The sequence below is a fragment of the Gracilibacillus sp. YIM 98692 genome (genome assembly GCF_010993965.1).
GTDB lineage: Bacteria > Bacillota > Bacilli > Bacillales > Amphibacillaceae > Gracilibacillus.
This window is the reverse complement of the sequence record NZ_WIXM01000010.1, coordinates 1-25,702: the sequence shown is the minus strand read 5'-3', so window position 1 is coordinate 25,702 and position 25,702 is coordinate 1. Positions and strand designations below refer to the sequence as shown.

Genomic DNA, 25,702 nt, shown 5'->3' with positions numbered 1-25,702 from the left:
ATCATTACTTTCTTTTGCTTTAATTTGTTCTTATTTACTTTGCTTTCCTTTACTTTCCTTTTCTTTACTTTGTTTATTTATGTCGTCATTAACTTTTTCAATACTCATGTCTTCTGTTTCCTCACCATTCTTGTTACTCTTTGCTTCTTGCGACACCCTCTCCTCCATCAACAAATAATCCTCTATTACTTCAACACCTTCTCCTCTTTTCACCATTGCTTTATAACGCTTTTGAATTCCTCTAGATGTCAAAATGCGAAAAGTTTCATATTTGCTGCGATCAAAAATATTTCGCTTCAAGCATTCTTCCACGACTTGTTCCACGAACTCCACATCCGCTCTCGCCTCATGCGCAAATAATAAAACCTCATCCTCCGTCCACCTACACCAATACCCTTGTGAATAAATCTTCTGCATTAATTTAATCACCATCGAAAATCCTTTTAATCCGAATTTGATTTCCACAAACTTGAACTTATCATCCAAATGCACATCCAACGGAAAATAATCCACACCCTGCTTCATTGGTCTCGCCATAAAGACACCCTCCCTAAAAATAATAGATTTTTTCGATACTATAATCGAAATTTATAGGAAGAAGTGTCTAGCGATTTTTAGTTGATGCATAATCGTCTATCCACGTACTGTTGAAAGTGATCACCATTATTCGACAAAGTGGAAGTAACAAGCAAGGGAAATTAATGTATTTTTTTAAATTTAAAACATAAAATATTAGGAGAAAAACAAGTGAAAAGATGAGCTCATACAACCTACCCCGTCAAAAAATGAATCCTCATACATAGTTAAAACGTTTTCCAAAGCTAAACTATAAATAAACTTAATCAAAGGACATGACGTCATTTATCTCTACGGTAGACAGCAACGTTTTAAACATTAAAAATTAGGGTAAATTAGAAGTGAATAGGAACATACAAAAACAATACAAATAATGTATTCTTTGCAACTAAGGAGGCGAACAAATGAGTGACAAAAAAATTCTTTATTTGCCAATAACAACAAAAGAACTGCCAAATATGAAAGACATTCTAGTAAAACAGCATAAAGAACGACTCGAAGCTATAAAAAAATGGGAAGAAGAGGTCAAAGAGATAACAAAAGTCGATTAGAATTTAACCCTTTGTTCAAAAGTCTCTCCTTCACAAATTTATAATGTACATCATTCAAAGAAATTAACACGAGATCACTCGGATTGTAGCTATCTATTGGTTTAAGATCTTGTTCTTCTATACAATACAGTATAAAACCATCGAAGAAAAGGTAACAATTTTTGTTTTTGACAATAAGATATAAAAGTTATAATCTAATTATGTAGATATTATATATAAACATTGTTTCTTTCCCCGCTATCGATTGTAGGGCTGGAAACTTTGATGCGATAAGATGGCTTTTCCCCGCTACCGTTTTGCAGGGCTGAGCCATCTTTTTATTTTCTACCAAACTCTTTACATGTAACTTCGATTTTATTCCTTCATCAGATTGCTTGGTATTTTTGCAGGAAGTGACAGACACCCTAAACAACTTCATTTAATCTGAACACTGAGTTTACTTAGCTTTAATATTCAGATGATATGATGGGGTTAGCAACGATTAAGGAGGAATTAAACATGAATGTGCGCGCAATATTTATTGATATGGATGGTACACTACTAAACGTTTCAAACAACATTTCCAGACGAAATAAGGAAGCAATTAATATACTCATTAACCAAGGTGTCAAGGTATTTCTAGCCACTGGTCGACACTATGAAGTAACCGCTCCCTACCATAAAGAAATTGGATTACGAACTCCGATGATCTGTTTGAATGGTGCCGCTATTCACGATGCAGATACAGGAAGAGCTATACAAATGAAAAACGTCAGAATAAACGAACAACGATTTCACCATTTGACGGCTGAAAATCCTTGTAATGTTATTATTCATACTGCAAATGGGCTTTATTGTAAGAAAACAAATGAAGAAATTGATTATTGGACAAAAGTTGGACAAGTTCCACCACGGTATATTGGAGATTTAAGACAGGCAAATTATCAAGATGTTCTTAAATATAGTGTTCGAACAGGTGCACCAAGTCCTGCATTATCCGCTTTGTTTAAAAAGGAAGCAGAAGTCACCGATTGGAATGACGGATTTGAGATGGTTGCTCCTAATGTTTCCAAATGGTCCGCTATCAAAAGCTTACTTCTCGCATTTCGAATTAGTCCAAATGAAGTCGCGGCGATTGGAGATGGCCCTAATGATATAGCGATGCTTCGCCATGTTGGTACTGGAGTGGCAATGGGGAATGCTAGCAATGAAGTTAAAGCAGCAGCTGATTTTGTTACAGGACACCACGAAAATGATGGATTGGCAGAGTTTATAGAACGCTATCTTCATAAATCATATGAACCATATGTGATTTAGGGTTATTTTCAATAAAAAATGATAAGTATAATCTATTTCGTTAGCTTATCTACGTAGAATGCACTTCTTCTGTAACACGATATAGACTCTGATAAGGTAAAATAATCGCCAACTTCAAGCCCCATCGCATCATTAGTGAATTTAAACCGATCTAAAAACATCCTTAGTGGCCATTTATGCCTCGAATCATTCCCTTACCATATGCTCCTCCCAATCCCGTCAAAACGCAATCATAACCTCCAGGTAAAACTCCCCATTCATACCCCAAATCCCATACTTATGTACAAATTATATATAATCCGCTATGTCATCATGTCGGAGGTTACTTAATTACACAATTTTGCTCAACATTTCACATAATCAAACAAAAGTGCCTTCGACATAAACCAGGAAGTGACAGGCATGAAAATTAATTTTTTTATGTTTATAGAAGGAGTCTGTCATGAAATACAGAATATAGATAATGTCTACTACATACAGAACTAAATGAGGTGTGCATATGTCTAACGATTCGATTATTAAAGGAAAAATTGCAGTGGTGACAGGTGCAGGAAGCGGCATTGGTCAAGCAGTTTCAATTGGTCTTGCGAAAGAAGGAGCGATGGTTGTTCTAGTAGGGCGGTCAGTTGCAAAGCTAGAAAGTACATCTGAACAGATAGATCAGTTTAAGGGAAATTCCATGGTTGTTCGAGCAGATCTAGACAGTATAGAGAGTGTCAATCAGATGGCTGAAACTGTTATAGAAAAACATGGCGCTCCTTCCCTTGTGATTAACTGTGCTGGGGTTCATGGTGAAATGCAATGGATACAGGATAGCGACCCACAACAGTGGATGGAAACGATAATGATTAACACAGGAGGTCCCTACCTTGTGTGTCGTGCTTTTATAAACCAAATGATGGAGCTAGGCTGGGGGAGAATTGTAAATATTACTTCCGCTGCTTCTCTTGTTAAACCGAACGGCATAAATAGCGCCTATGCGACGAGTAAAGCTGCACTTAACCATTTTACACGACAACTTGCAGCTGAATTAGAAGGGACTGGTATCACAGCAAATGTCATTCATCCCGGTGAAGTTAAAACACAAATGTGGTCAAATATAAAGGATGATGCTGAAAAATCAGGAATTGAGGGTGTGACAAAGTGGGCTGAAATGGTTGATGAATCAGGCGGTGATTCCCCCGAGAAAACAGTCGAAGTTATATTAGATTTGTTAAAACCTAAATCAAACAACGTGAACGGAAAATTTTTATGGATCAAGGATGGCATTAAAAAGCCTATGCCAAGCTGGGATTAGCTAACATAGGCTTTAATTCCATTTGCACTATAGCGGGGAGTGACAAGCACCCAAAAATGAAAGGTGGTATTACACACCTTTTGGCCAGCCCCTTCTACCTTTTCCAGGAAGTAACAGCTATTCCCTATGGCGTCAAAATCACTTTCAAAGATTCGGCGCCATTTTTTACAAGTTCAAAGCCTTTTTCATATTCTTCCAATGAGAGTTTATGCGTTACTACTCCTTTTGTAGGTAATTTGCCTTTAGTGATATGATCAATAACGATTGGATAACAATACGGTCCTAAGTGTGAACCATAAATATCTAATTCTTTACGGTCACCGATAATACTCCAGTCAATGGTAACCGGATCTTTAAATACACTGAATTCCACAAACCTTCCCAACTTGCGGATCATGGAAATCCCCTGCTCTACTGATTTTGGATGTCCAGTAGCTTCTATATAGACATCACATCCGTAACCATCTGTTAATGCTTTTACTTCTGCGTCTACATCCATTTTAGATGGGTTCAGAACAATGTCCGCTCCAAACTCTTTTGCCAACTCTAACCGATTATCTAGTAAATCCAATACTATCAGAGTGCCGGCCCCAGATAGTTTGGCTGCACCGACCATACCTAGACCAAGAGTACCTGCCCCTGAAATGACTACTGTATCCCCTAACTCAATTTTTGCCCGTTGTACAGCATGTAAAGAACAAGCATAGGGCTCGATTAGCACAGCTTCTTCTAAGGGTAATTCACTAGGAACTTTATGGTTGATGGCTTCCTTGGTAAATTTCATATATTCTGCCATCCCACCATTTACATTTTTCTGAAAACCATAAATATCATGCTTTTCACACATCCAATATTCCCCTCTATCACAATAACGACAATTCCAGCATGGTACAATTTGCTCTGAAATAATGCGGTCACCTATATCAAAGTCAGTAACGTTATGCCCCATTTTCACTACATGACCAACAAATTCATGCCCTGGTATGACAGGTGGTTTGATATAGGCTGGCTGGAAATCATCTCCCCAAAACATCGGTGCTCCGGAGTACGCTTTAGCATCACTGGCACATATTCCGCACGCTTCGATTTTCACTAGTATCTCATCTTCTGTAATCTTTGGTACATCGACATTTTCAAGACGATAATCTCCTGCACCATAAGCCTTAACCGCTTTCATTTTTTCGGGTATCTCCTGTGTTATTTGTTCACGATCTATATTTCCCACCATTTTCCCCTCCTAATATTATGTATACTATAATAAGTCTACTCTTTTTCCTGCCCCTATATCAAACATATGACAATACTCAGGATTAAATCGTAAATTCACTTGTTGACCTGCTATATACTGATCCAATTAAAGATGTATCAAAATCACCGAAAGCCCCATAATAAGAGTACTCTTTATTAAATTGGTCTGTGGGAAAGGACAGATCCCTAAACAACATCCAGCTGCTGATTAAGTTCCTCTATCAAATCAATTAACTCAACCGGAAGATTTATCGTATAATCTGGCACCTCATCTTCATCGCGAGCCACTTTTGGATACCTCGTTGTCCAATCTAGATAAACACTCGTGATTCCCATTCGATTGGCACCGGAAATGTCTCTTCGTAAATTGTTACCAACCATCACAATTCTAGGAATATCCTTTTCACTAAGATTTAAGGCTCCAATTGCTGCTTTAAACATTCGAGGGCTAGGCTTTAATTCTTTAATGTTTTCTGAATAAATCATAGCAGAAAAATAATCATACAACCCATGTTCGGTTAATGTATTTTTAAACGATTGTGCGTATCCATCCGCTACAACGGCAAGCGTATAACCACGTTCCGCTAACGTCTTTACCATCATATCTGCTCCCGGTATCAAGTCAGCCTTAATTACAATGTCCTGATTATCACGTATTTCCGTACTTTCATCGACAATCGTGTCTCCAACATCTAAAAATACAATGATATTCTTTTCCCTTTCCTTATTGCGCCCTAGCTCCATAATCAACACCTCTCAATATTCTTCCGCACAGCGGCATGCCGAAAAATGTCTTTTACCCCTGCTTACCGCCTTCATTTCTGGTATTTCTGTCTGACACTTTTTCGTGGCGTAAGGACATCTTGGATGGAATTCACATCCGCTGGCGGTTTTCCTGGATTTGGAACTTCTCCTTCAAAAATGATACGATCACTTTTAGCTCTGGTTCAGCCTTAGGTACTTCCGATAATAGCGTTTCTGTGCAAGGATGTTTATGTGCAACGTTAAAAGCATGTTGTTCCTATTGTGGAACACAACAAATTTTCCTGTACCTGTTACTAGTGACTAGCACGTATAAAAGGTTGACGGTTTCTTATATCATCTGTAGTCACGTATTGATGATCTGTACTAATATAAAAAACGCCAAACCTCTTATCACAAAAGATGTTTGGCGTTTCTGTATTAGTGATTCCGATTGGGCTCGAACCAACGACCTCCACCCTGTCAAGGTGGCGCTCTCCCAGCTGAGCTACGGAATCACACTATAAAATTTTACTAGGTAACTATTAATATAATAGCAATATAATACTTTTGTCAATATTTAAATAAAAATCACTCTACTATATACACATATGTACTAGATGAATACCCTAAATAACTTGAAAGGAGTAAAGGAACAGGCAGGATATTATCAAAAATAGCTATTTTACTCAATACCCTTACTCCTCCATAACATATCCAACGTAATTTTTTAGAAAATAGCAAGTGGGATACTCTGCAACAGCAATAAACCTATTACAGGCCTCCCACACCATACGATCAATCACTAAAATCGATAACCGATTCCCACATCACATAAAGGAATCATATAGGTAAACAGCATCCCCTAATAGCCTCCATCCCAAAAAGAAACCACTTTCTAAACAAGTGTCCGCCACCAACAAACAAACACTTGAGCCAAGGTGGTCCTTGCATAGGTATCTTTTACCCTTTGCGGAGGAATCTTACTCCTCTTCTTAACCGGTAAGTGACCGGCACTCAAAACTATAAACGTTAAAAATTTCTTAATAAAAATAAATATTACCTTCAATTTCTGGAAAAGATAAGTTCACCGAAAGGAAGGGGTTTTTTATGAAGAAAGTTACGTACGTTTATTGGATAGGTATGGCAATCGCTGTTATTTTTGTAACCTGGGGTGTTGTTTTTCCTGAAAACATCACTAACGTCATGGCGAGTTCAAATGCCTTTTTATTGGATAAATTCGGTTGGTTCTATTTGTTAGCAGCTTTTTTCTTTTTGGTTTTTGCGATTTATTTGATTTTCAGTAAATATGGATCAGTCAAATTAGGCAAAGATGAAGATCAACCTGAATACAGCCGAGCAACTTGGATTGCGATGTTATTTAGTGCTGGTATGGGGATTGGTTTACTCTTTTATGGTATTTCAGAACCGATTGCACACATGACGAATCCACCTTTTGGAGAAGGGGGGACAACAGAATCGGCAATGGTAGGCCTTCAATATACCTATTTAAATTGGGGGCTTCATGCCTGGGCGATTTATGCCGTAGTAGCATTGGCCTTAGCTTACTTTAAATTCAGGAAAGATGCCCCAGGTATAATGAGTGCCACATTGTATCCCATCCTTGGTGAAAAAACCAAGGGACCCATTGGTATTACAGTTGACATCATTGCCGTTTTTGCAACGGTATTTGGAGTTGCTGCTTCGCTCGGTCTCGGCGCTGCCCAGATTAATGGCGGACTCTCCTATTTAACAGGGATTCCCAACGAGTTTTGGATACAAATAATTATCATTCTAATCACCACTGTATTGTTTATTATTTCAGCAAGTACGGGCATTAATAAGGGAATCAAATATTTGAGTAATGCTAACATGGGTCTTGCGGTAGTATTGTTTATTACCTTCTTACTACTTGGCCCTCTAGAATTTGTCATCAGTCTATTAATGACAACGACCGGGGGATATTTACAGAATTTACCGATGATGTCATTTCGAATGGCCCCCTTTAATCAGGAGAATGCATCATGGGTCCAAAATTGGACAATCTTCTTCTTTGCGTGGTGGATTGCCTGGGCTCCATTTGTTGGTACGTTCATTGCTCGTATATCCAAAGGACGGACGATCCGAGAATTTATTATTGTCGTCATGATTGTACCGACAGCTGTTTGTATCCTATGGTTTGGTGTCTTTGGTGGCACGGGTATTTATTATGAATTGTTTCAAGGTGCAAATATTGCAGGTCAAAGCTTAGAAACGGCCTTGTTCGCTACGTTTAACGAGATGCCAGGGAGCGCTATTTTATCCACCATTTCCATAATACTAATTGCAACATTTTTTGTCACATCAGCCGATTCCGCTACATTCGTCTTAGGAATGCAAACGACAAACGGCAGCCTGCATCCCCCAAACTTTGTCAAAATCAGCTGGGGCTTATTTCTGACAGCCTCTGCTCTAATTTTGATGGGAAGAGGCGGCTTGGCCGGATTACAAACAGCGATCATAGTCAGCGCTTTACCATTAACGTTAGTCTTGCTAATGATGAGTATCGCTATATTGAAGGCATTAGGAAAAGAACCCGTCGAAATAAAAAAACTGGAAAAGAAACTGGCAAAGATTCGACAGAAAAGGAAAAAGAATCAATTGGAAGGAAACTTTCAGACTGAATTTGGAGAAGAACATGATATCGAAGCCAAATTAAAAGAGCTAAAAAGAAAATGGAAAGACAAATAACTTGCTAAAACACGGGGACGTTTCTACCGTTTCATTCCAACTATGAATGGAGGTTGCTCTCACAATCCTCCACAACGATCGAAAAATGAAACACGAGAACCGTCCCTTTGTTTCACCACATTAAGGCAAAATCATATTTCCAGCATTTAAGTTATCTGGCGACTCATGGGCAAAATAATGGCGTTCCCCCCATATCTTCACTATGCTTTCTAGCAACTGAAGCGACTTGCTCATTCCAAACGAAAAGAACCTGTATACCTTTCCAACTAAATCACCCGAGCAACCCGACTGTATATGGATCCTCCCACACAACATCAACGCCATCAGGCCTGACACCACATCACAGAAAAGCATCATCCAATTTCAACAATTAACCCAAATCCAACTAGAACAATCACTCTACACCATTCAAAAACAATAAATCGATCAGGCATGTGCTCCGTAACCGGGAAGTGACAGGCACCCAAAACCATACTCATTCATGCACTATTTCAAATTCATTTTAAGTTTTCCTCTTCAGTTTTTGATAAATTTTTATTTGTTCATCTAATAATTCACTATGTTTTAATGTAGAGGGTGCATTCAAACCATCTCGCAACCCAATATCTACTAATTCTCTTCGCATATTTTCAATTTGTTTTAAGATTGGAATAACATTTCTTTCACTTTTACTCATATTCGAATCTCCTCCACAAGAATCTAACAGCTAATATATACAAAATCTCTAGTAGGTAATATTAAGAAGTCCATATTTTACTAAGCTCTATCCACACATAAAATATTATCCACAATCACCACTAGATAAATATGATTGTTACCTTGGTACTTAATAGCGTACCACTTATATGTTAATACTATGGTAAATTCGACTTAAAGTCAACTAATACTTATATTTAAAGGTGAATTATGCAAAAAAAAGTGGTTGTGAAAATTAACAGTATTTTAAATAAATATGATATTTCATTAAGAGAACTTTCTAGAAGAACAGATATCAGACACGCAACACTTAGTGAACTATCTAATCAAAAACGACAGAATATTAACTTTCAACATATTGAAAAAATTGCGGAAGCTCTTGATATTCATGATATTCGAGCAATCATTGATTTTAAATCTGAAGAGGATTATTAATAAGTTGCTTCTATACAATTACATATAATATAAAAAGCATATTGATAGTACATTGTATTTTACGCTTAGAAGGCTCTAATACCTCTTGGTGTTTAGGAGTAGCTCGGAGATGTTGTTTCTATCTACCTTCTGTTTATGTTAATCCCATTATATAACAATAATACACCAATAACAAGAACGAATGTTCGTTTTGGTGATTTTCATCTACTCCATTCCTAACAAAAATACATAATAAAAATTTGCTCAATATTTCACATGACACTTTAAAAAGAAAACCCCTTGCCACTCCTAAAATCTTTCACAAGAAGTAACAAGGGTAATGGCTCGAGCAAATCAAAACCTCTCCTGCACTCTCTCATAACTCTCCACCGTCCCAATATCATACCGCGTACCTTCAAACAAATAGGCAAACACATCCTTGTGCTTAATCAACCAAGGAACAAAATGCCACGGAGCATCCGAATTATTCCCTTCCTCTATGTATCGCTTAATCATCGGTAAAGTCTCTTTCTGATAAATATAAAACGTCGGAACAGCCAAATTCGACTTCGGCTCTGCAGGCTTCTCCTCAAAAGAAGTCACTACTCCGTGATCATCCACTTCTACTACACCGGTTCGCTTGATCTCCTCTGGATAATTCAATTCATGAACCGTAATACAATCCGACCCTACCTTTGTAAAAAAGTCCGAGAAATCACTACAGTCACGTTCTTACTCCTTTGATGCGTTTCAGCCCAATCCACAAAGCTTTGCTAGAACTAACTGGAAGTGACAGGCACCCGAAACTTAATTCAAACAGAAGAATAAGTACCCGTTCCTCCCCAATCATTCGACAAAATTTTGGGAAGTGAAGGTACTCAAAATCTAACTTTCAAAGATACTTTGACTATAAGGTCCATCTTATAATGGTAATCAATTTTATCAAATTGATACTCATAATTCAGGCTATATTGTTTGCACTTTCAGCAAGTGTTGAAATTTAGACATTAAATCTTCCAAATCCGCTTTTGTTGTAATTTCTACAGATGGTTCCCATAGTGTGATTATATATTTGCTTCCTATATCAAAATTGTATTCCACTATTCCTTTTCTCTTTATATTCTAACTGTTCTGAATCAAGTAGTACTTTACTGTGAATACTAAGCGCTTCCAATTCTATGTCATTAAATATCCTTTTTATTTTTACTGTAAATATACCGTCAAAACTACTAAGTTCAATCAATCTTTTTCCGTATCTCGCGTAGTGAATACATTTCTAAACCTATTTGAAAATCACTCATACAATCTCCTTATATTCAAAAGTACATTTTTCAAACTGATTAATTGTTTAATTGAGGAGATTCTGGATGTAATTGCATAAACTCAATTCGGTTTCCATCAGGATCTTTCACCCAACATTGATAATTCTTATCTAAACCTTGCTTCGGTTCTACATCTAAAGTTAATCCTTTTCCTTTTAAATGATTTGCAATTGCATTAATATCGTCTACTTCTAGGCACAAATGTTGATATCCAATGGTACTTTCATTAATTTCATTTTTCTTTTTACCACCATGGAATAATTCAATAAATTGCCCATCACATACTTTTACATATACAATCCATGGTTCATTATTTCGATTGTTTAGCTCAAACAATTTTTTAAACCCTAACTGGTCACAATAAAACTCCAACGACTTTTCCATATTTTCAACCGTAAATGCTGTATGTCCTATTCTTTTAATCATTTCTAACTCCTCCCACTTTTTCTCCAGTCTCTTTAAACTCAATCGTTACTCCCAATGTTTTTTCCGTGTCAAAATAAGCATATCTTTCATGCCCTTTCTCTGTTTTTTGAACTACTGGCATATCTTTACTTTCCATAAATGCTGCATGTTCAGCAAATCCATCGATATTAAATGCAAGATAATGCACACCTTGTTGATGTTTTTCTTGAAATTCCGTCCATGGACTTGGATGATTTAAGGGCTCAATTAACTCGATGTATATGGGCTCTACTGGAATTACGGCTGTTTTACAGCCTGTTGTTCGATACTCCCCTTTATAAATAGTGTGTGGCCCATCAGGAGTTGACGGTACACTTAAGTCTGGTACTTTAATTACCGGTTCTTCCAGACCAAACAATTCCGCATAAGCTTTGGCTGATTTTTCAATATCCTCAACAACAACCCCAATTTTCATAATTTTCTTGGTTGATATTGTCTCCATTTTTCTCCTCCTACCTTTATATATTATTCTATTCTAGCAACACCACTAGTTTAGTTTTCTTACTTAAAGTGGCATAGGCCGGCCATTTGTATCAATAAACGCAATTTTACTATATATTTTCTTTTTCTCTTCAACGATATCGTATATACCGTTGGCGGTGTTTATTGGATCAAAAGGTGCATCTTCACCACCCATATCGGTCTTCATCCAACCTGGGTGAATGGCATATACTTGAATACCTTTGTTTTTAAGATATTCCCTTAATCTCTCCGAAAACATATTAAGAGCCGTTTTTGACATACTATAGGCATAATTTGTTGGGAATGCATTCAATATTGTCCCTGCCTCAGAAGAGACATTTATAATACTCTGGTTATTGCCTGCATATAAGAGTGGTAACAAATACTTGATGACTCTCATTGGTCCGATAGTATTCACTTCAAAAGAAGTTAGTACTTGATCTATATCTAAATCATCGATAAACTTTTCTCTCTCTAACAGTACAGCTGCATTGTTAATCACTACATCAAGTGAACCATATTTTTCTTTTAATTGATTTGAAATGTCTATTACATTTTGTTCAGAAGTAACATCTAGCTTTATTAGGTGCAGAGAATCCTTAAAGCGCTCTTTTAATTGCGTCAATTGATCCGCTTGATCCAAATTCCTAACACCTGCAATCACAATATGGCCTTTATCGAGGCCCATTTTAGTTAAGTGATAACCCAGTCCTCTGTTGGCTCCGGTAACCAGTATTTTTAATGTTGTCAATTATTTACCTCCTTCGAAAAAATCTAATTCTAAAAAACAAAATATCTTTTAACTAAAGGGTATAATTTTTCTGTTTTGCAAGTTTACGAATATACTCTGCTCCAAGTCTATATTCTTCGTCAGTTGGAAGATGTTCTAACAGTAATGGAATGTCTTTTGGTAACTTATTTAATTCCTCTAGATATACATTAATATCAAGCGTTCCTTGGCCAGGTCGTACTTCATCAAGATGAAGGGTCAAAGAATCTTGGATAATAATATCTTTTATATGACAACTCTTAATGTATCGACCTAATTTACGGAAACATTCTTTTATAAATTCACTATTGTTATAGTACCTTTCTACGCTCGAAATCATATTAATTGGATCTAAGTGAACTCCGAATTGAGGTCTATCGATTGCTTTGATTAATCGAAAATACGATTCGATATCATTTGGATACATCCAAGGCATTGGCTCTAATGTATAATAAGTATACTTTGGTTTTACTGCATCAATAACTGATCTAACCCTATCTACAATTAGTGCAAATGTGTCCTCAGTCAAGTTGTTAGGGTGCGGTCCGTCCCACTTTTCACCTTTAGAACCTACTATATTGACACAACATTTTGCACCCACTTTATCCGCAATCGCTAATTGATCTTTACAAAATTGAAGTGCTTCTTTAGCTTTCTTTTCATCTGTACTTAATGGATTGCTCCAAGCTCCAACCTCAGCAATAACAATATCAGCAGCATTAGCAGTTTTAACATATTCATTTTGCAAACTTATATCATTCACACTTACGTTCTTAGGTAATGTAGCCGCACTGTATCCTAATTCCAATGCCTCTGCAGCCCAATCTTCAGGATTTTGCGCTTGAATCGGTCCGCCTAAACGCAAATAAAAAACCTCCATTTCTCCCATTAAATAGACTCGTAAAATAAACTATTAACTGTATGTTTTTGGAGTTCTTCTTCATCTAATTCAATCCCCAAACCTGGTAGTTTAGATGGAATCATATAACCATCTTCGAACTCAAACGGTTGTTTAACAAGCTGTTTATGAAAACCATCCATTTGTTCGATTATTTCTTGTATAAGAAAATTAGGTGAACACGCTGAAATTTGTGCTTGTGCAGCATACATTATTGGCCCACCATGAAAGTGTGGCGTAATTTGAGCATGGAACATTTCTGCTATACCTGCTATTTTTTTGGACTCCAATATTCCACCTACCGCACCTAAATCTACTTGAACAATTTCAGCAGCACCACTCGTTAACAAACCACCTAGCTCAAATTTGGTAGATAATCGCTCTCCTGTACATACCGGAATACTTGTAGCATCATTTACCCGCGCCATTTGTTCTGGATTTTCTGCAGGAATGGGTTCCTCAAACCAGAGTGGATCATAAGCCTCTAACCTTTTTGCTAATCGAAGTGCACCAGCTGGTGTATGAAAGGCATGTGTTCCTATAATAATATCGCAGCGGTCTCCTACTGCCTCACGTATTAGTCGAATTGTTTTTTCCGCTCTATCCAATATTTTAAAAGATGGCTGCCACGGTGGATTAATCCCTTCATCAAAGTCAATCACAGGGTCCAGCTTAATAGCGTCAAACCCTTGTTCACAGTAATGAAGTGCTCTTTTTGCACATTCCTCTGGTTTCTTCCATAACTCCATGTGGTTCTCCATCGGATTCTCAGGATAGAGATAAGTATATGAACGAAGACGTTCGTTATACAATCCACCAAGTAATTCATAGACAGGCTTATCCAGTGACTTACCAATAATATCCCAACAAGCCACTTCTAAAGCACTTAGTATTGTCATCTTTGACAGGTCTGCATGCTGATAGCAATATCTATGAAAAATGTTCTGCCACATTAATTCGATTTTAAAAGGGTCCTTTCCAATTAAGAATTGTTCTGCCATATCAAGGAGCATGGCACGAAAAGCTTTTGGATTACGAGTGATAAAATGCATATTCACTTCGCCCCAACCAATAATGCCATCATCTGTCGTTAGTTTAACAAGATACCAATATGTTCCCCCTTGCTCAGGATTATGATTTTTAATTACTATTGTTTCCACATTCTCTATTATCAATTGAATACTCCTTTCTGAATCAACTGAGGGTAAGTTTTTAATTAGTTAATTGAGGAGATTCTGGATGTAATTGCATAAACTCAATTCGGTTTCCATCAGGATCTTTCACCCAACATTGATAATTTTTATCTAAGCCTTGCTTCGGTTCCACATCTAAAGTTAATCCTTTTCCTTTTAAATGATTTGCAATATCATTAATATCTTCTACTTCTAAGCACAAATGTTGATATCCAATAGTACTTTCATTAATTTCTTTTTTCTTTTTACCACCATGGAATAATTCAATAAATTGTCCATCACATACTTTTACATATACAATCCATGGTTCATTATTTCGGTTGTTCAACTCAAACAATTTTTTAAATCCTAACTGATCACAATAAAATTCCAACGACTTTTCCATATTTTCAACCGTAAATGCTGTATGTCCTATTCTTTTAATCATTTCTAATTCCTCCTACTTTTTCTCCAGTCTCTTTAAACTCAATTATTACTAATTAGCCTTTAACTGAACCTTCTGATAACCCTTTAACAAAGTATTTGTTACACAATAGGAATAGCAAAAGAACTGGTATACAAACAACTACTGATGCACTCATCAATCCCGACCAATCTATGACAAATTCTCCACTGAAATCATTTACTGCAATTGGTAATGTTTGGGATGAACTGGATCTAGTTAGAATTAATGCAAATAAAAACTCTTCCCACGAATGTAAAAATGTGTAAATACTTACTGCAACTACCCCTGGTATAGCGTTAGGTAAAATTATTCTAAACAATGCACCTATATGGGATGTCCCGTCTATTAAAGCTGCTTCATCTAGCTCTTTAGGAATGGTTATAAAAAATGAACGTAACATGATAACACCTAACGGAATGGTAACTGCCATATTAGCTAGAATTAAACCGCCATAATTATCAACTAAACTCATTTCACTGAACATCATGAAAAGTGGCATTACGATAACTACTGTAGGCATCATTTGCCCAAATAATAACCCAGTTGATAATGCTCCTGACCCGCGAAACTTAAATCTAGCAAAACCATACGCCGCAAAAACAGATAATACTAATGTAAAAAATGTTGTGCCAATTGAAACAACTAAGCTATTAATAAAAGCTCTTGGTATGTCACTTTCAAATATTACGCTCTTGTAACCTGAAAAACTTGGATTTTCCGTAAAAAACCTAGGGGGATTAGTAAATATTTCCGTTTCTGGTTTGATTGATGTTGCAAACATCCAAAAAGCTGGGAATAGAGCAAAAAATAGAATGGCTATTAGAAACAAATAGCTTATACCACGTATGAATAGGTCAGTACGCTTTTGCTTCTTCATTTTTTCTCATCCCCTCTCATCAACATAGTTATATAGATAATTGCAAACATAGTAGTAAATAAGAACAACACTACACTAGCTGCCGAAGCTTTACCAAACTCAAAATTTTGGAACGCAAAGATATAAATGAACATGGATAAAATTTCTGAACTATGGGCTGGTCCTCCTTCAGTAAGAGCAAAAATAAACGTAAATGCATTAAGTGTCCAAATTACAAGTAAAAGTATTACTGTATAACACGTTGTCGATATATGTGGTACCGTAACTGTAAAAAATGTCCTTACAATATTAGCACCGTCTATTCGGGCTGCTTCCTTCAATTGATTAGGAACACTTTGCAACGATGCCTCAATCATTAACATCACAAAAGGGAACATTTTCCACACATTAACAATAATCGCTGATAACAGTGCCGTATTCTGTGAAGACAACCATTTAATATCCTCTGAAATTAGTCCGGCAGACTGAAGAAAATGATTAATAATACCAAAATCAGGATGATATGACCATTCCCAAATTTGCACACCTATGATACTCGGTATAACCCACGGAAGCATGATAAGAATTCGAATTAGAGTCTTATACTTAATAAATTCTTGACTCAAAACGACAGCCGCAAAAAGACCTATTAGAAACTGAAAGCACACACTCCCAAACGTCCAAATAAAGGTTGCCTTTATTGAATTGATAAATAATTCGTTTTGAAATAACTCTATATATTGCGTAAAACCAACGAACTCTAAACTATCTGAATACAAATCACTTTTATAAAAACTAAGATAAAATGTATATAATAATGGGTATAACAGAACAAAAGCGATCGCAATTAAAGCTGGTAAAACAAATAAAATTCCGGGGTTTTTATGTTTTTTAAGTTTTAATGATAGTCCTAAATTACGGTTTAACCTGGAATTGGAGATCATTCTTCCTTGCTCACTCCTTTTTACAGCTTGCTCTTAAAAGAGCAAGCTGAAATATTAGACTATTGAGCTATTACTCTTGTAGTAATGCATCAATCTCTTCTGAAGCAGCTTTCATTGATTCTTCAACGGTAGCATCACCTACCATAGCCGCTTGAATTCTATTAAATATAATATTTCTTATTTGACCCATTTGAGGAATAGGAGTAAGAGGTTTACCGTGTTGTAACATCTCTCCAAATGGCTTAACTAGTTCATCTTGATATTTTGGATTCTCTAGAGCTGATTTTCTTGAGGAAAATGTGTTACTATATTTTACAGAAGTTTCTGCAGATGCAATGAAATTGACAAACTTCCATGCTGCTTCAGGATGTTCACTGAATGAAGTAGCAGCAATGTTCCACCCACCAAGAATTACACCTTTGTCTTCTCCTTCTTTATGCGGGAACAAAGCTGTTTTAAAATTAAGATCCGGGCTGGAATCTTTAATCGGCTGAATATCGTAGTTCCCGCTAAAGAACATTGCTGCTTCTCCTGCTGAGAACAGGTTACGGTTGTCCGTGTTATCATTATCCATTGTACTTTGAGGAGTAACTTGATGTTTTTTGTATAGATCTACATAATATTGAGCAGCTTCTAATGCTTTTGGTTCATGTAATAAAGATTTAGTATTATCTTCATTTAGAACACTACCACCAAAGCTTCTAATGAAGTTAATAACTTGATATGACAAGTTTCCAGATTGATCCCCAACAAGAGCAATACCATTATTACCATTCTCTTGCATTAATTTGGCAGCTTCAAGTACATCATTCCATGTTTCAGGGGGGGCAGTAATACCACTTTGTTCAAGCATATCTGCGTTATAATAGAGGCCATGTGTTTCACTTCGATATGGTAATCCGTATATCCCATCATTTACTTTTACCGTTGATAAAGCACCTTCCCAGAAATCATTTAAATCAACATTGTCACTTTCAATATAATCATCTAATTGAAGTAAGCCACCAACAGCTGCAAATGGAGTAGTCCAATCAGCTGCAATATTAACAAGGTCTGGACCGTTTCCACTTCTTAAAGAAATTAAGTATTTATCAAACATTCCATCAATTGAGAAAAATTCAACATTAACTTTAATATTAGGGTTAGCAGCTTCAAATTCGTCTATTACTTCTGGTGCTATAGACTCGTTCCAATCCGCATCCCAATAAGTTAGTTCAACTACTTCCTCTGACTTGGATGATGAACCTGATCCCTCGTCGGAATTTGTATCTGATCCTGTATTAGAACCTGAGGATTCATTATTACTGCTTGAATTACATCCTGCTATAATCAAAAACAATAGTAAAAAAGCCAATGACATTACTATACTTTTTTTCCCTTTAAACATGTTTTCTTCCCCCCACTTTTTAAAATAGCTGTCATCCTAATGAACTGAAAACACCTTCAAATATAATTTTTGATGACACAAATATATTTCTTAAAAGAATTTCCTCACCCCTTTCAAGAAATCACCAAGATGTTGTAAGCGCTTAATTTTTTTATCTATAAAATTTCAATTGCAAATAAAATCACTAGATTATAATTAAGTAACTAAATTTCCTCATTTTCAAAAATAAAATCACTTAACTTTTTGTTTTGCTCCACAAGATTGTCGGATAATCAATTCTGTATCAAAGGTTTTTTTGACTAGATTTTCATTTCTTTCTTCAATTTCATCTATGAGTACCCTAACACTTTCCTTACCTATATCAAAAAACGGCTGGCTAATTGTAGTCAATGCAGGTCCATTATACTGTTTATCGTAAAATTTTTGATCATCAAAACCTACAACAGCTATATCATTAGGTACTGTTAGCCCTTTATCATAAATTGCTTGGATTGCTCCATAAGATCGAATCTGATCTGAAATAAATACAGCAGTAGGCCTCTCTGATGCATTTAGTAATTGTGTCATGCTTCTATAGCCATCTTCGAATCTCTTTTTGCTATAGTTGTATGCAATATGTTCACCTTCAATAATTAGTTGTTTACCTTGCATTGCAAGAATAAATCCATTCAATCTATCCAAAGCTGCTTTTGTATTCATATTCCCTGTAATGTGACCTATTTTTTTATGTCCTAATTCTAGAAGATGATTCACTCCTTTTTGCGCACCACCAACATTATCTATTAAAATGCTATTAGTAGGTACATCATCGAATTCATTTTCAATTAGCACGAATGGGAAGTTACGATCTGATAATTTTTTTATTAATGCTTTGTCTGTTAAATACGAACCAAAGATTAATACACCATCTACACGACCATGCGTTAAAAACTCAATATATTTATTTTTCTCATCCAACATCCCTTGAGCATCAGAATATATGACATAGTAATTATCCTTACCACCTTGCTCTCCTATTCCCTGAATTAGCTCAGCAAAAATTGGATCATGTAGCCGCTCTAAGACAACCCCAATACTATTTGTCTTCTTTGTGGATAGAGTCCTTGCCGCGGCATTCGGACTATATCCTAATAAATCAATTGCATCTAGAACTTTACGCTCTGTTTCCTTATTAACATGCACTTTTCCGTTGAGCACTCTAGAAACGGTTGATTTAGAAACTCCAGCATATTTTGCAACATCTGTAATACTAACCACACACTTCAACCTTCTTTCAAAACTGATACCGGTTTCATAAAATTTAAATCTTTAAACTCTCGATTAAGCTATTAATTAATATGATAACACGCATTCAAATACTATTCAATAGTAATTTCCCATAATCACTAAAAAATGATATCCGGTACCGGTTTCATAATTACTCAAATCATTTATACTACAATTATACTTTTTATTTATAAAAAACCCCTCGAACACAAATTAATACAATAGATCAAAAAAATAAATTATGGAACCGATATTCATAACTGTTATACAAAACAATATTAAAGCGTTAAATGAATATCGGTTTCATAAAATCAATGATTATCCTTACATATTTTATACATGAAAAATATTATCTTCCGAACATCTATTCTTTCCCACGATAATTCATAATTTTAACTAAGGGTTATCAAAATAAGTAAAATCTGAATTAAATTAATCATTTTCCAAAAGTTCGAACAAAACTTTTAAATCAGCTTGGGTATCCATATATGCATAACGCCCACCAGTATATTCACCTTTCTGTATTAAGGGCATACCTTTCTTTTCCATTATTTTCACCTTTTCTTTCATCCCATCCACAACAAAGGCAATGTGATGAAACCCTTCACCTTTTTCATCTAAAAATTCCCTCCAGATACTTTGATTTTCATCCGGTTCGATTAACTCTAGCTGTATAGATCCCATTTCAAAAAATGCTAGTTTTGCTCTTGCTGGAGATTTTTTTCCTCTATACTCTGTTTCTGCTTTTTCTACTACATCTGTAATTTTTATAGGTGGTTTTCTAAGTCCAAAAAAATCTGCGTATTCCTGCGATGTTTTCTCAATATTTTCTACAACAATAGCAACTTGGGTTATAAATTTTGTACCTAAAATATTGTCCTCCATATGATTGCCTCCTCCCAAATTATAAAGCGCTTACAATGAAGTACAATATATTACATCAATAATTCATTGTCAACTGTGTTGTTCGTTAAGACTGTATTAAAATATTTTTATTCTGACCCAAACTAATACTTATCACTTTAACTTTCGCACAAAGAAACCCTTAAGCAACCTTTGACATATTAGGTGAAGATGCCAACCAAGTATATAGTTAACTTTTGAGCTCAATACACGGAGAATGTAAAAACAATCGTTGTATGGCTAAAAAGCTCATCATAAGATCGGCATTCTCCTCCTAAGCCAGCATCGATTTGGTTCACTTAAAGAAGTTTCAATATCCGTCAAATACCGTAGATTCTAACTCGAGTGGGACGCTGCAATTTTTTAGATTGAATCGGCTCTTTCATCGCCTTTGCAGCCGGGAGGCGACAGACACCCCAAATCAATCTAGTTATATGTTATTACATCAAGTTCATTTACAATAGCATCTTTTAAGAGGTTGGTAACATTAACATCAGTGCCATAGGAAGAAGTTTGACAAGTTTCACAATAATAATGAGGAACATTTTTTACAGTAATCACCTTAGAACCAATATAGTGCTTTACATTTCCAATCCGGTGCTTTGCATAACCTCCACATCTACACGGAATATTCAACATAATTTGTGAACGCTCCTTTATAGCACTCATTTGTTCGAACTCATACCACCTCCCTTTCACAAGGAAGATGGCCAACCGCCCACCATGTAGTTACTAATCTAGTATACTATTTATCCATTAAAATTACATCGACTAACCAAACTTATATTCCCTTTTCGTTCGACAAAATATGTCATTTCGCGGGAAGTGACAGGCAACCTAAATAAAAATACATGGGGGCTTTGATCAAAGGTGTGGGTCTTCGATGTCTTCCACTCGGACACCGCAGAGACATCCACTATCAAGTCAAAATCATCGAGCAAGAGGAAGTAGTATATCATACTTCCTCTGCCATCAGCATTATCAAAGATAATTGCTTGCATTATGGTGCATTTTATGAAGGGCGACAAGCCTCCGTAAAATATTATTTAGATTTTCAGCAAAAGACACCCATTCCCATTAACCCTACAAAAGGTATTTATGCATTCCCAACAGAATCACCCAAATCCTTTACATGTTGCTGACTCTTCTTCCATGCTATTGCATCTATTAACCAAACAGAACCTCAACAATTAGTCATCCACTTTGTTAATGGAAAGAAGGAAACATACCCTATATCCCACCACACTATGAAAAAACAGTATGACAGAACCGGAATGGTAAAAGTATTATTTGAGCGATTGGGATAGTGCTGCTTACAAACACCGAATGAAATAATGCATGATCAAGTACATATGTGACAATGTTTAAACACAACCACTACCACAACAATTTATCGATAAGATTCAAGTAGTGCATGGAATCCTATATTCTATTCTTTTACAACATTTAGAATCACCCTACATCATAAAAAAACAATATGGCAGAATCAAGGATGTGTGCCATTCTTTTAGTTCCACGCACTAGCTAGCCATGGCACAATCGATTGCAGCTAGAGGTTGATGCGTTAAAAAAGTATTTAGAAATCTTGCGCCAAAAGGGGTGATAAAGAAGTATCAAGTGGTTGATCAGCTTAAAAGAGACTATCCTGTTACTTCTTTATGCGAAGTATTGGGAGTCTCCAGAAGTGGTTACTATGAATATCTTAAGCGTCCTAATAGGGACAAAGATGAAGAAGAGCTTATTTCCTATATTTATCACCAATATGAGGGTGTGCTTGGTGTACGTGGGATTGAGTTAAGGTTGCGTCAAGATTATTGTTGGGTTATCAATCATAAAAAGGTACATCGGATTATGAAAAAACTTGGATTAAAGGCTGTGATTCGGAAGAAAAAACACACGAAGATATATCGTCAATCAACCGCAGGAAGGGTTTATGATAATCTACTGAAACAAGATTTTTATACGGATACACCATTTCAAAAATTAGTTACAGACATCACAGAGTTTAAGGTAGGTAATCAGATTATCTATTTATCTGTCATTATGGATCTGTTTAATAACGAAATTGTTGCCTATCAAGCAAGCCAGGAGAACAATATCAAACTAGTAGTGGATACCATGCGGAAAGCTTTCAAAAAAGGAGGAACGAATACAGATACCATTCTACACAGTGATCAAGGTATGCAGTATCGTTCCAATAAATATAATCAATTAATCAAAGAGTATAACCTTACGCCAAAGCATGTCAAGAAAAGGTACATGCTTAGATAACGCATGCGTAGAAGGATTCTTTTCACACTTTAAATCAGAGACCTTTATTCTATTCCCTTGTGAAACAGTTAAGGGAGCCTACAAAACGATATCAACATTCATTGATTATTATAATAATCAAAGATATCAAAAGAGACTAATGGGAATGTCTCCTGCTCAATATTTCAATTGGATGGTGGCATAGAACGAAGTCTAGCAATCGATCTTACACAAGCGATGAGCAACTTTATATGGAAAGACGGGAATGATACGCTCTCCAGCGCACCAATGTAATGAATATCCTAGTGCATCGGCTAATAAATCATTCTCGTTGAGGCTCCATGTCAAGCTCATAATGAAGTGCACCACATAATAGAATACCTGCCATTCAATTGCCAATTAAGCTAGATGTGTCGAAATATTTGTGTCGAAATATTTATTGTCTAAAAGGTGGGTTATTGACCACAGGCAACCTATACTAACAGGCACTCAGAATGATTAAACATATTGTAATGGTTCAACATCTTCACTGTTAGTCGTTGTATATCCTTTCATTAGCTGACCAACAATGGAAATATTGATTTTTAATTGTGGCTTTGCATACGAGTTAACCTTCTCAATTTTTGCTTCGTATTTTTGATTGTTTTCAATTACATCGAACATAAATTCACTATAAAAGGCTGGAATATACCCTAACTTGTGTCCTTGATTATCAGACAATACAATTACTGCTTTGTTGTCCTCTTTGTTCGAAGGCTCTAACTGAAAGTTTACATTAGAACCTGCTTGTAACTGACTCTCAATTTTATCTCCATCATAGTAGCGCCAACCTGCAATGTAAAAGTCAAAATAGAAATGGTCTCCGATAACACTAATTGGAGCTACAAACTCGTATGGATCAGTTGCTAATCGTCCACCTGTCGCACGCAATAAATCCATTTCTGTATAATCCAAAGGTAAGCCGTAACCTTTCAAAATTTCATGAAAGTCTGGTCTTCTTTTATCTGGTAATCGGCGTGCAAATGGTCCAAATAAACGGTTAGAAACATATGTCTTTTCTACATCACGAAATGACAGATGTGGCTTATATCCATTTTCCATTGCTTCAGTTAATGTTCGGCGTTTACCACTCAACTCATATGTGAAGGTATATTTACCATCTTCATGAAATAAATTCCCTACATGATAACGTTGCCTAGTCTCCTGGTTTTGCCAGATAAGCCATAAGACAAAAGGTTTCTTTTCCATTTAAACACCTCCTCTATACCAATCTAATAACCATTCTTTGCGATATAGTAATAACTTTTTTGCCCATTTTTTATAAGTTACACCCATTACTTCTTCTGGTATCGACTCCATTATTCCTTCAAGTAAATTTTCATTCACTTTATTAATTAAATGGATTGTCTCTTTTACCTCTGAAGGGTAATGCTGTTTAATAACATCCAACAAATCCAAAAAACGAGGTTTCTTTTTGTTAGGTAATCCAATTAATGAAAAGCTACGATTACTAAATGCCTTAAACATATTTGGATCTTGAAACATTAAGTTGATTCTATCTTCCTTCAACTGAAAGCCAAGGGATGCACCACTATCATAAATAGGTGCAATCTTATATCCACTTTTACTATCTATTATTCCCCAATTGTCGCAATGTCTATCCTGATTTCCTATAAAAGCATCAAAAACAGGAATTTTAATAAAATCACGCTCTAATTGAAATTCAGATAAAACTTTCATAATGTTAAAAAAATCATAATACTTGAGATTGTAGCGATCGAAATCATCAGCAATTGTAAAAAAAAGGTCTCCACCTTCAAATAACTCTTCTTGTTTATTTATAAAATTTGCTGCTAATACTGCTACTGTGTTATTTCTTTTCGCTAAATTGACATCCATAGTAGAAAGACCCATAGCCTTTCCTACTTCAGATGCAATTTTTTCAGCCCAGGCTTCTCCTGTATTCTCTTTTGGAATTTTAAAAAGAAAACGTTGCTCTGTCTCAGGGTGGACTAACCAATACTTCTCTCTAGTTCCTGAAACCTGTCTTTTTTCATCAACTTCCCAACTTGATACATCTATTAAGCTCATGATTCCACCCTTTTTTAAGGTTCTAAGCTTAATTATAGATTATCAACATACAGTTGTCACCTGTACAGTGTCATTTTTAATTTAACATATTTCCTCAACTTTCGCAGACTGAAACAGGCAGGTACGCCTTGATGTAGTTGGGTAATCCTGCGATCCATTGTTGTAGTTGACTTTTGATCAGTTTTTGTACCTTCTTGTTGCTCTTTTTAAGGCATCTTCAAGAAGCTCGATTAATTGCTGTAATGCCAGAGCCCAATCGAGATCATTAATTTCATCACATAATTCATAAAGCATGCCACCAAGTGTTCGCTCGTCTGTGCTACATCTATTTTGCCATGAGAGGACAATATAACGTGCGAAAACAATGGTTGTATGGCTAATTAGGCAGTCATACGAACGACCTTGGAACTCTTTTTGGAGTTTCAAAAGAGATTTTGTTGTTTTGAAAAAGACTTCAATATCCCAGCGCATACGATAAATACGAATGATTTCATGGTCAGTAAGTGTACAGTCTGTACTTAAAATCGCTAACCACTCACCCCCTCCCCTTTCAACAAAATGCGGGAAGTGACAGGCGAGGGAAATTAAAGGTATTCTTACTCTAACAGTTTTGTGAGAAAAAACAAAAGAACCCTCTCATATCAAGGGTTCTACGGTATGATTCCGATTGGGCTCGAACCAACGACCTCCACCCTGTCAAGGTGGCGCTCTCCCAGCTGAGCTACGGAATCACAAAACAAAAATATAAAAACATTGTAACAATAACGATTATAGCGGTTTTATTAGTTTTGTGCAACGGTAAAATTAAGTAAAAATAGCGGAACACTTATCGTAATGTAACCGTCAAGTTAAATTGAACACTTTTTGCTCATTAATTTTGAACAGTTTTTTCTTTGAATATC

At 36.0% G+C, this 25,702-nt stretch carries 26 protein-coding genes, 2 tRNA genes and 3 pseudogenes; 9 read left to right on the top strand and 22 right to left on the bottom strand.

Going from position 1 to position 25,702, the window contains the following annotated elements:
* Nucleotides 1-30: 30 nt before the first annotated feature.
* Nucleotides 31-537: a DUF4373 domain-containing protein gene (locus tag GHD00_RS10805; RefSeq protein ID WP_163538177.1), complete on the bottom strand. Its 507-nt coding sequence runs from the start codon at nucleotides 535-537 to the stop codon at nucleotides 31-33.
* A gap of 443 nt (nucleotides 538-980) precedes the next feature.
* On the opposite strand from GHD00_RS10805, the gene GHD00_RS10800 reads away from it, so the two are divergent.
* From GHD00_RS10800 to GHD00_RS10790, 3 genes are all read left to right on the top strand, one after another.
* Nucleotides 981-1,127, top strand: a complete 147-nt coding sequence (locus tag GHD00_RS10800; protein ID WP_163538176.1) for a hypothetical protein — start codon at nucleotides 981-983, stop codon at nucleotides 1,125-1,127.
* Nucleotides 1,128-1,625: 498 nt separating this feature from the next.
* Nucleotides 1,626-2,423 (top strand): HAD family hydrolase, encoded by a 798-nt coding sequence (locus GHD00_RS10795; protein ID WP_163538175.1) that lies wholly within the window; start codon nucleotides 1,626-1,628, stop codon nucleotides 2,421-2,423.
* A 499-nt stretch (nucleotides 2,424-2,922) separates the two neighbouring features.
* Complete coding sequence (locus tag GHD00_RS10790) at nucleotides 2,923-3,720, top strand: SDR family NAD(P)-dependent oxidoreductase (RefSeq protein ID WP_163538174.1); 798 nt, start codon at nucleotides 2,923-2,925, stop codon at nucleotides 3,718-3,720.
* A gap of 124 nt (nucleotides 3,721-3,844) precedes the next feature.
* Here GHD00_RS10790 and GHD00_RS10785 read toward each other — a convergent pair whose 3' ends face one another.
* The 3 genes from GHD00_RS10785 to GHD00_RS10775 all read right to left on the bottom strand — a co-directional run bounded on the left by GHD00_RS10785 (nucleotide 3,845) and on the right by GHD00_RS10775 (nucleotide 6,227).
* The gene (locus GHD00_RS10785) at nucleotides 3,845-4,897 is read right to left on the bottom strand and encodes an MDR/zinc-dependent alcohol dehydrogenase-like family protein (RefSeq protein WP_276208273.1); all 1,053 of its coding nucleotides are present in this window, start codon (nucleotides 4,895-4,897) and stop codon (nucleotides 3,845-3,847) included.
* 257 nt (nucleotides 4,898-5,154) lie between these two features.
* A complete protein-coding gene (locus GHD00_RS10780) occupies nucleotides 5,155-5,712 on the bottom strand; it encodes an HAD family hydrolase (protein WP_163538173.1) in 558 nt (185 codons plus the stop codon).
* 442 nt (nucleotides 5,713-6,154) lie between these two features.
* A tRNA-Val gene (locus GHD00_RS10775) sits at nucleotides 6,155-6,227 on the bottom strand.
* A gap of 592 nt (nucleotides 6,228-6,819) precedes the next feature.
* Here GHD00_RS10775 and GHD00_RS10770 point away from each other — a divergent pair.
* Nucleotides 6,820-8,439, top strand: a complete 1,620-nt coding sequence (locus tag GHD00_RS10770; protein ID WP_163538172.1) for a BCCT family transporter — start codon at nucleotides 6,820-6,822, stop codon at nucleotides 8,437-8,439.
* Between the two features lie 226 nt (nucleotides 8,440-8,665).
* Complete coding sequence (locus tag GHD00_RS21455) at nucleotides 8,666-8,860, top strand: competence protein ComK (RefSeq protein ID WP_163538171.1); 195 nt, start codon at nucleotides 8,666-8,668, stop codon at nucleotides 8,858-8,860.
* A gap of 81 nt (nucleotides 8,861-8,941) precedes the next feature.
* On the opposite strand, the gene GHD00_RS10760 is transcribed toward GHD00_RS21455, so the two are convergent.
* Nucleotides 8,942-9,115, bottom strand: coding sequence for an aspartyl-phosphate phosphatase Spo0E family protein (locus GHD00_RS10760; RefSeq protein WP_163538170.1), 174 nt, complete (start codon nucleotides 9,113-9,115; stop codon nucleotides 8,942-8,944).
* Nucleotides 9,116-9,345: 230 nt separating this feature from the next.
* Between GHD00_RS10760 and GHD00_RS10755 the strand changes: the two genes are divergently transcribed.
* Complete coding sequence (locus GHD00_RS10755) at nucleotides 9,346-9,570, top strand: helix-turn-helix domain-containing protein (RefSeq protein ID WP_163538169.1); 225 nt, start codon at nucleotides 9,346-9,348, stop codon at nucleotides 9,568-9,570.
* Between the two features lie 333 nt (nucleotides 9,571-9,903).
* Here the strand turns inward: GHD00_RS10755 and GHD00_RS10750 are convergent.
* From GHD00_RS10750 to GHD00_RS10690, 13 genes and pseudogenes are all read right to left on the bottom strand, one after another.
* Nucleotides 9,904-10,245: pseudogene (locus GHD00_RS10750) on the bottom strand (nucleotidyltransferase family protein); the annotation flags it as partial.
* Between the two features lie 644 nt (nucleotides 10,246-10,889).
* The gene (locus GHD00_RS10745) at nucleotides 10,890-11,297 is read right to left on the bottom strand and encodes a VOC family protein (RefSeq protein ID WP_163538168.1); all 408 of its coding nucleotides are present in this window, start codon (nucleotides 11,295-11,297) and stop codon (nucleotides 10,890-10,892) included.
* A complete protein-coding gene (locus tag GHD00_RS10740) occupies nucleotides 11,290-11,778 on the bottom strand; it encodes a VOC family protein (protein WP_163538167.1) in 489 nt (162 codons plus the stop codon). Before GHD00_RS10740 ends, GHD00_RS10745 begins: the two co-directional genes overlap by 8 nt.
* A gap of 63 nt (nucleotides 11,779-11,841) precedes the next feature.
* A complete protein-coding gene (locus GHD00_RS10735; RefSeq protein ID WP_163538166.1) occupies nucleotides 11,842-12,549 on the bottom strand; it encodes an SDR family oxidoreductase in 708 nt (235 codons plus the stop codon).
* Nucleotides 12,550-12,601: 52 nt separating this feature from the next.
* Entirely contained in the window at nucleotides 12,602-13,432 is an 831-nt protein-coding gene (locus GHD00_RS10730) for a sugar phosphate isomerase/epimerase family protein (RefSeq protein ID WP_163538165.1), read from the bottom strand.
* 23 nt (nucleotides 13,433-13,455) lie between these two features.
* Entirely contained in the window at nucleotides 13,456-14,640 is a 1,185-nt protein-coding gene (locus GHD00_RS10725; protein ID WP_205600743.1) for a mandelate racemase/muconate lactonizing enzyme family protein, read from the bottom strand.
* A gap of 37 nt (nucleotides 14,641-14,677) precedes the next feature.
* Entirely contained in the window at nucleotides 14,678-15,085 is a 408-nt protein-coding gene (locus GHD00_RS10720) for a VOC family protein (protein ID WP_163538164.1), read from the bottom strand.
* A gap of 52 nt (nucleotides 15,086-15,137) precedes the next feature.
* Nucleotides 15,138-15,980, bottom strand: coding sequence for a carbohydrate ABC transporter permease (locus GHD00_RS10715; RefSeq protein ID WP_163538163.1), 843 nt, complete (start codon nucleotides 15,978-15,980; stop codon nucleotides 15,138-15,140).
* Nucleotides 15,977-16,903, bottom strand: coding sequence for a carbohydrate ABC transporter permease (locus tag GHD00_RS10710; protein ID WP_163538162.1), 927 nt, complete (start codon nucleotides 16,901-16,903; stop codon nucleotides 15,977-15,979). The genes GHD00_RS10715 and GHD00_RS10710 overlap by 4 nt, the downstream gene beginning before the upstream one ends.
* Nucleotides 16,904-16,973: 70 nt before the next feature.
* Nucleotides 16,974-18,290, bottom strand: coding sequence for an ABC transporter substrate-binding protein (locus GHD00_RS10705; RefSeq protein WP_163538161.1), 1,317 nt, complete (start codon nucleotides 18,288-18,290; stop codon nucleotides 16,974-16,976).
* A gap of 231 nt (nucleotides 18,291-18,521) precedes the next feature.
* A complete protein-coding gene (locus tag GHD00_RS10700) occupies nucleotides 18,522-19,547 on the bottom strand; it encodes a LacI family DNA-binding transcriptional regulator (protein WP_163538160.1) in 1,026 nt (341 codons plus the stop codon).
* Between the two features lie 441 nt (nucleotides 19,548-19,988).
* The gene (locus tag GHD00_RS10695) at nucleotides 19,989-20,441 is read right to left on the bottom strand and encodes a VOC family protein (protein WP_163538159.1); all 453 of its coding nucleotides are present in this window, start codon (nucleotides 20,439-20,441) and stop codon (nucleotides 19,989-19,991) included.
* A 444-nt stretch (nucleotides 20,442-20,885) separates the two neighbouring features.
* On the bottom strand, nucleotides 20,886-21,098 hold the full coding sequence (locus GHD00_RS10690) for a YgiT-type zinc finger domain-containing protein (protein ID WP_163538158.1): 213 nt from the start codon (nucleotides 21,096-21,098) through the stop codon (nucleotides 20,886-20,888).
* 212 nt (nucleotides 21,099-21,310) lie between these two features.
* Here GHD00_RS10690 and GHD00_RS21095 point away from each other — a divergent pair.
* From GHD00_RS21095 to GHD00_RS21450, 3 genes and pseudogenes are all read left to right on the top strand, one after another.
* A pseudogene (locus GHD00_RS21095) lies at nucleotides 21,311-21,766 on the top strand (competence protein ComK).
* A gap of 292 nt (nucleotides 21,767-22,058) precedes the next feature.
* The gene (locus tag GHD00_RS10675; RefSeq protein ID WP_276208267.1) at nucleotides 22,059-22,730 is read left to right on the top strand and encodes an IS3 family transposase; all 672 of its coding nucleotides are present in this window, start codon (nucleotides 22,059-22,061) and stop codon (nucleotides 22,728-22,730) included.
* The gene (locus tag GHD00_RS21450) at nucleotides 22,702-22,914 is read left to right on the top strand and encodes an IS3 family transposase (RefSeq protein WP_163538155.1); all 213 of its coding nucleotides are present in this window, start codon (nucleotides 22,702-22,704) and stop codon (nucleotides 22,912-22,914) included. The genes GHD00_RS10675 and GHD00_RS21450 overlap by 29 nt, the downstream gene beginning before the upstream one ends.
* A gap of 293 nt (nucleotides 22,915-23,207) precedes the next feature.
* On the opposite strand, the gene GHD00_RS10665 is transcribed toward GHD00_RS21450, so the two are convergent.
* From GHD00_RS10665 to GHD00_RS10650, 4 genes and pseudogenes are all read right to left on the bottom strand, one after another.
* Nucleotides 23,208-23,957, bottom strand: coding sequence for an HIRAN domain-containing protein (locus tag GHD00_RS10665; protein ID WP_163538154.1), 750 nt, complete (start codon nucleotides 23,955-23,957; stop codon nucleotides 23,208-23,210).
* The gene (locus GHD00_RS10660; protein WP_163538153.1) at nucleotides 23,958-24,800 is read right to left on the bottom strand and encodes a HipA domain-containing protein; all 843 of its coding nucleotides are present in this window, start codon (nucleotides 24,798-24,800) and stop codon (nucleotides 23,958-23,960) included.
* Nucleotides 24,801-24,894: 94 nt separating this feature from the next.
* Nucleotides 24,895-25,337 (bottom strand): annotated as a pseudogene (locus GHD00_RS10655) (IS4 family transposase); the annotation flags it as partial.
* 121 nt (nucleotides 25,338-25,458) lie between these two features.
* A tRNA-Val gene (locus GHD00_RS10650) sits at nucleotides 25,459-25,531 on the bottom strand.
* Nucleotides 25,532-25,702: the final 171 nt, after the last annotated feature.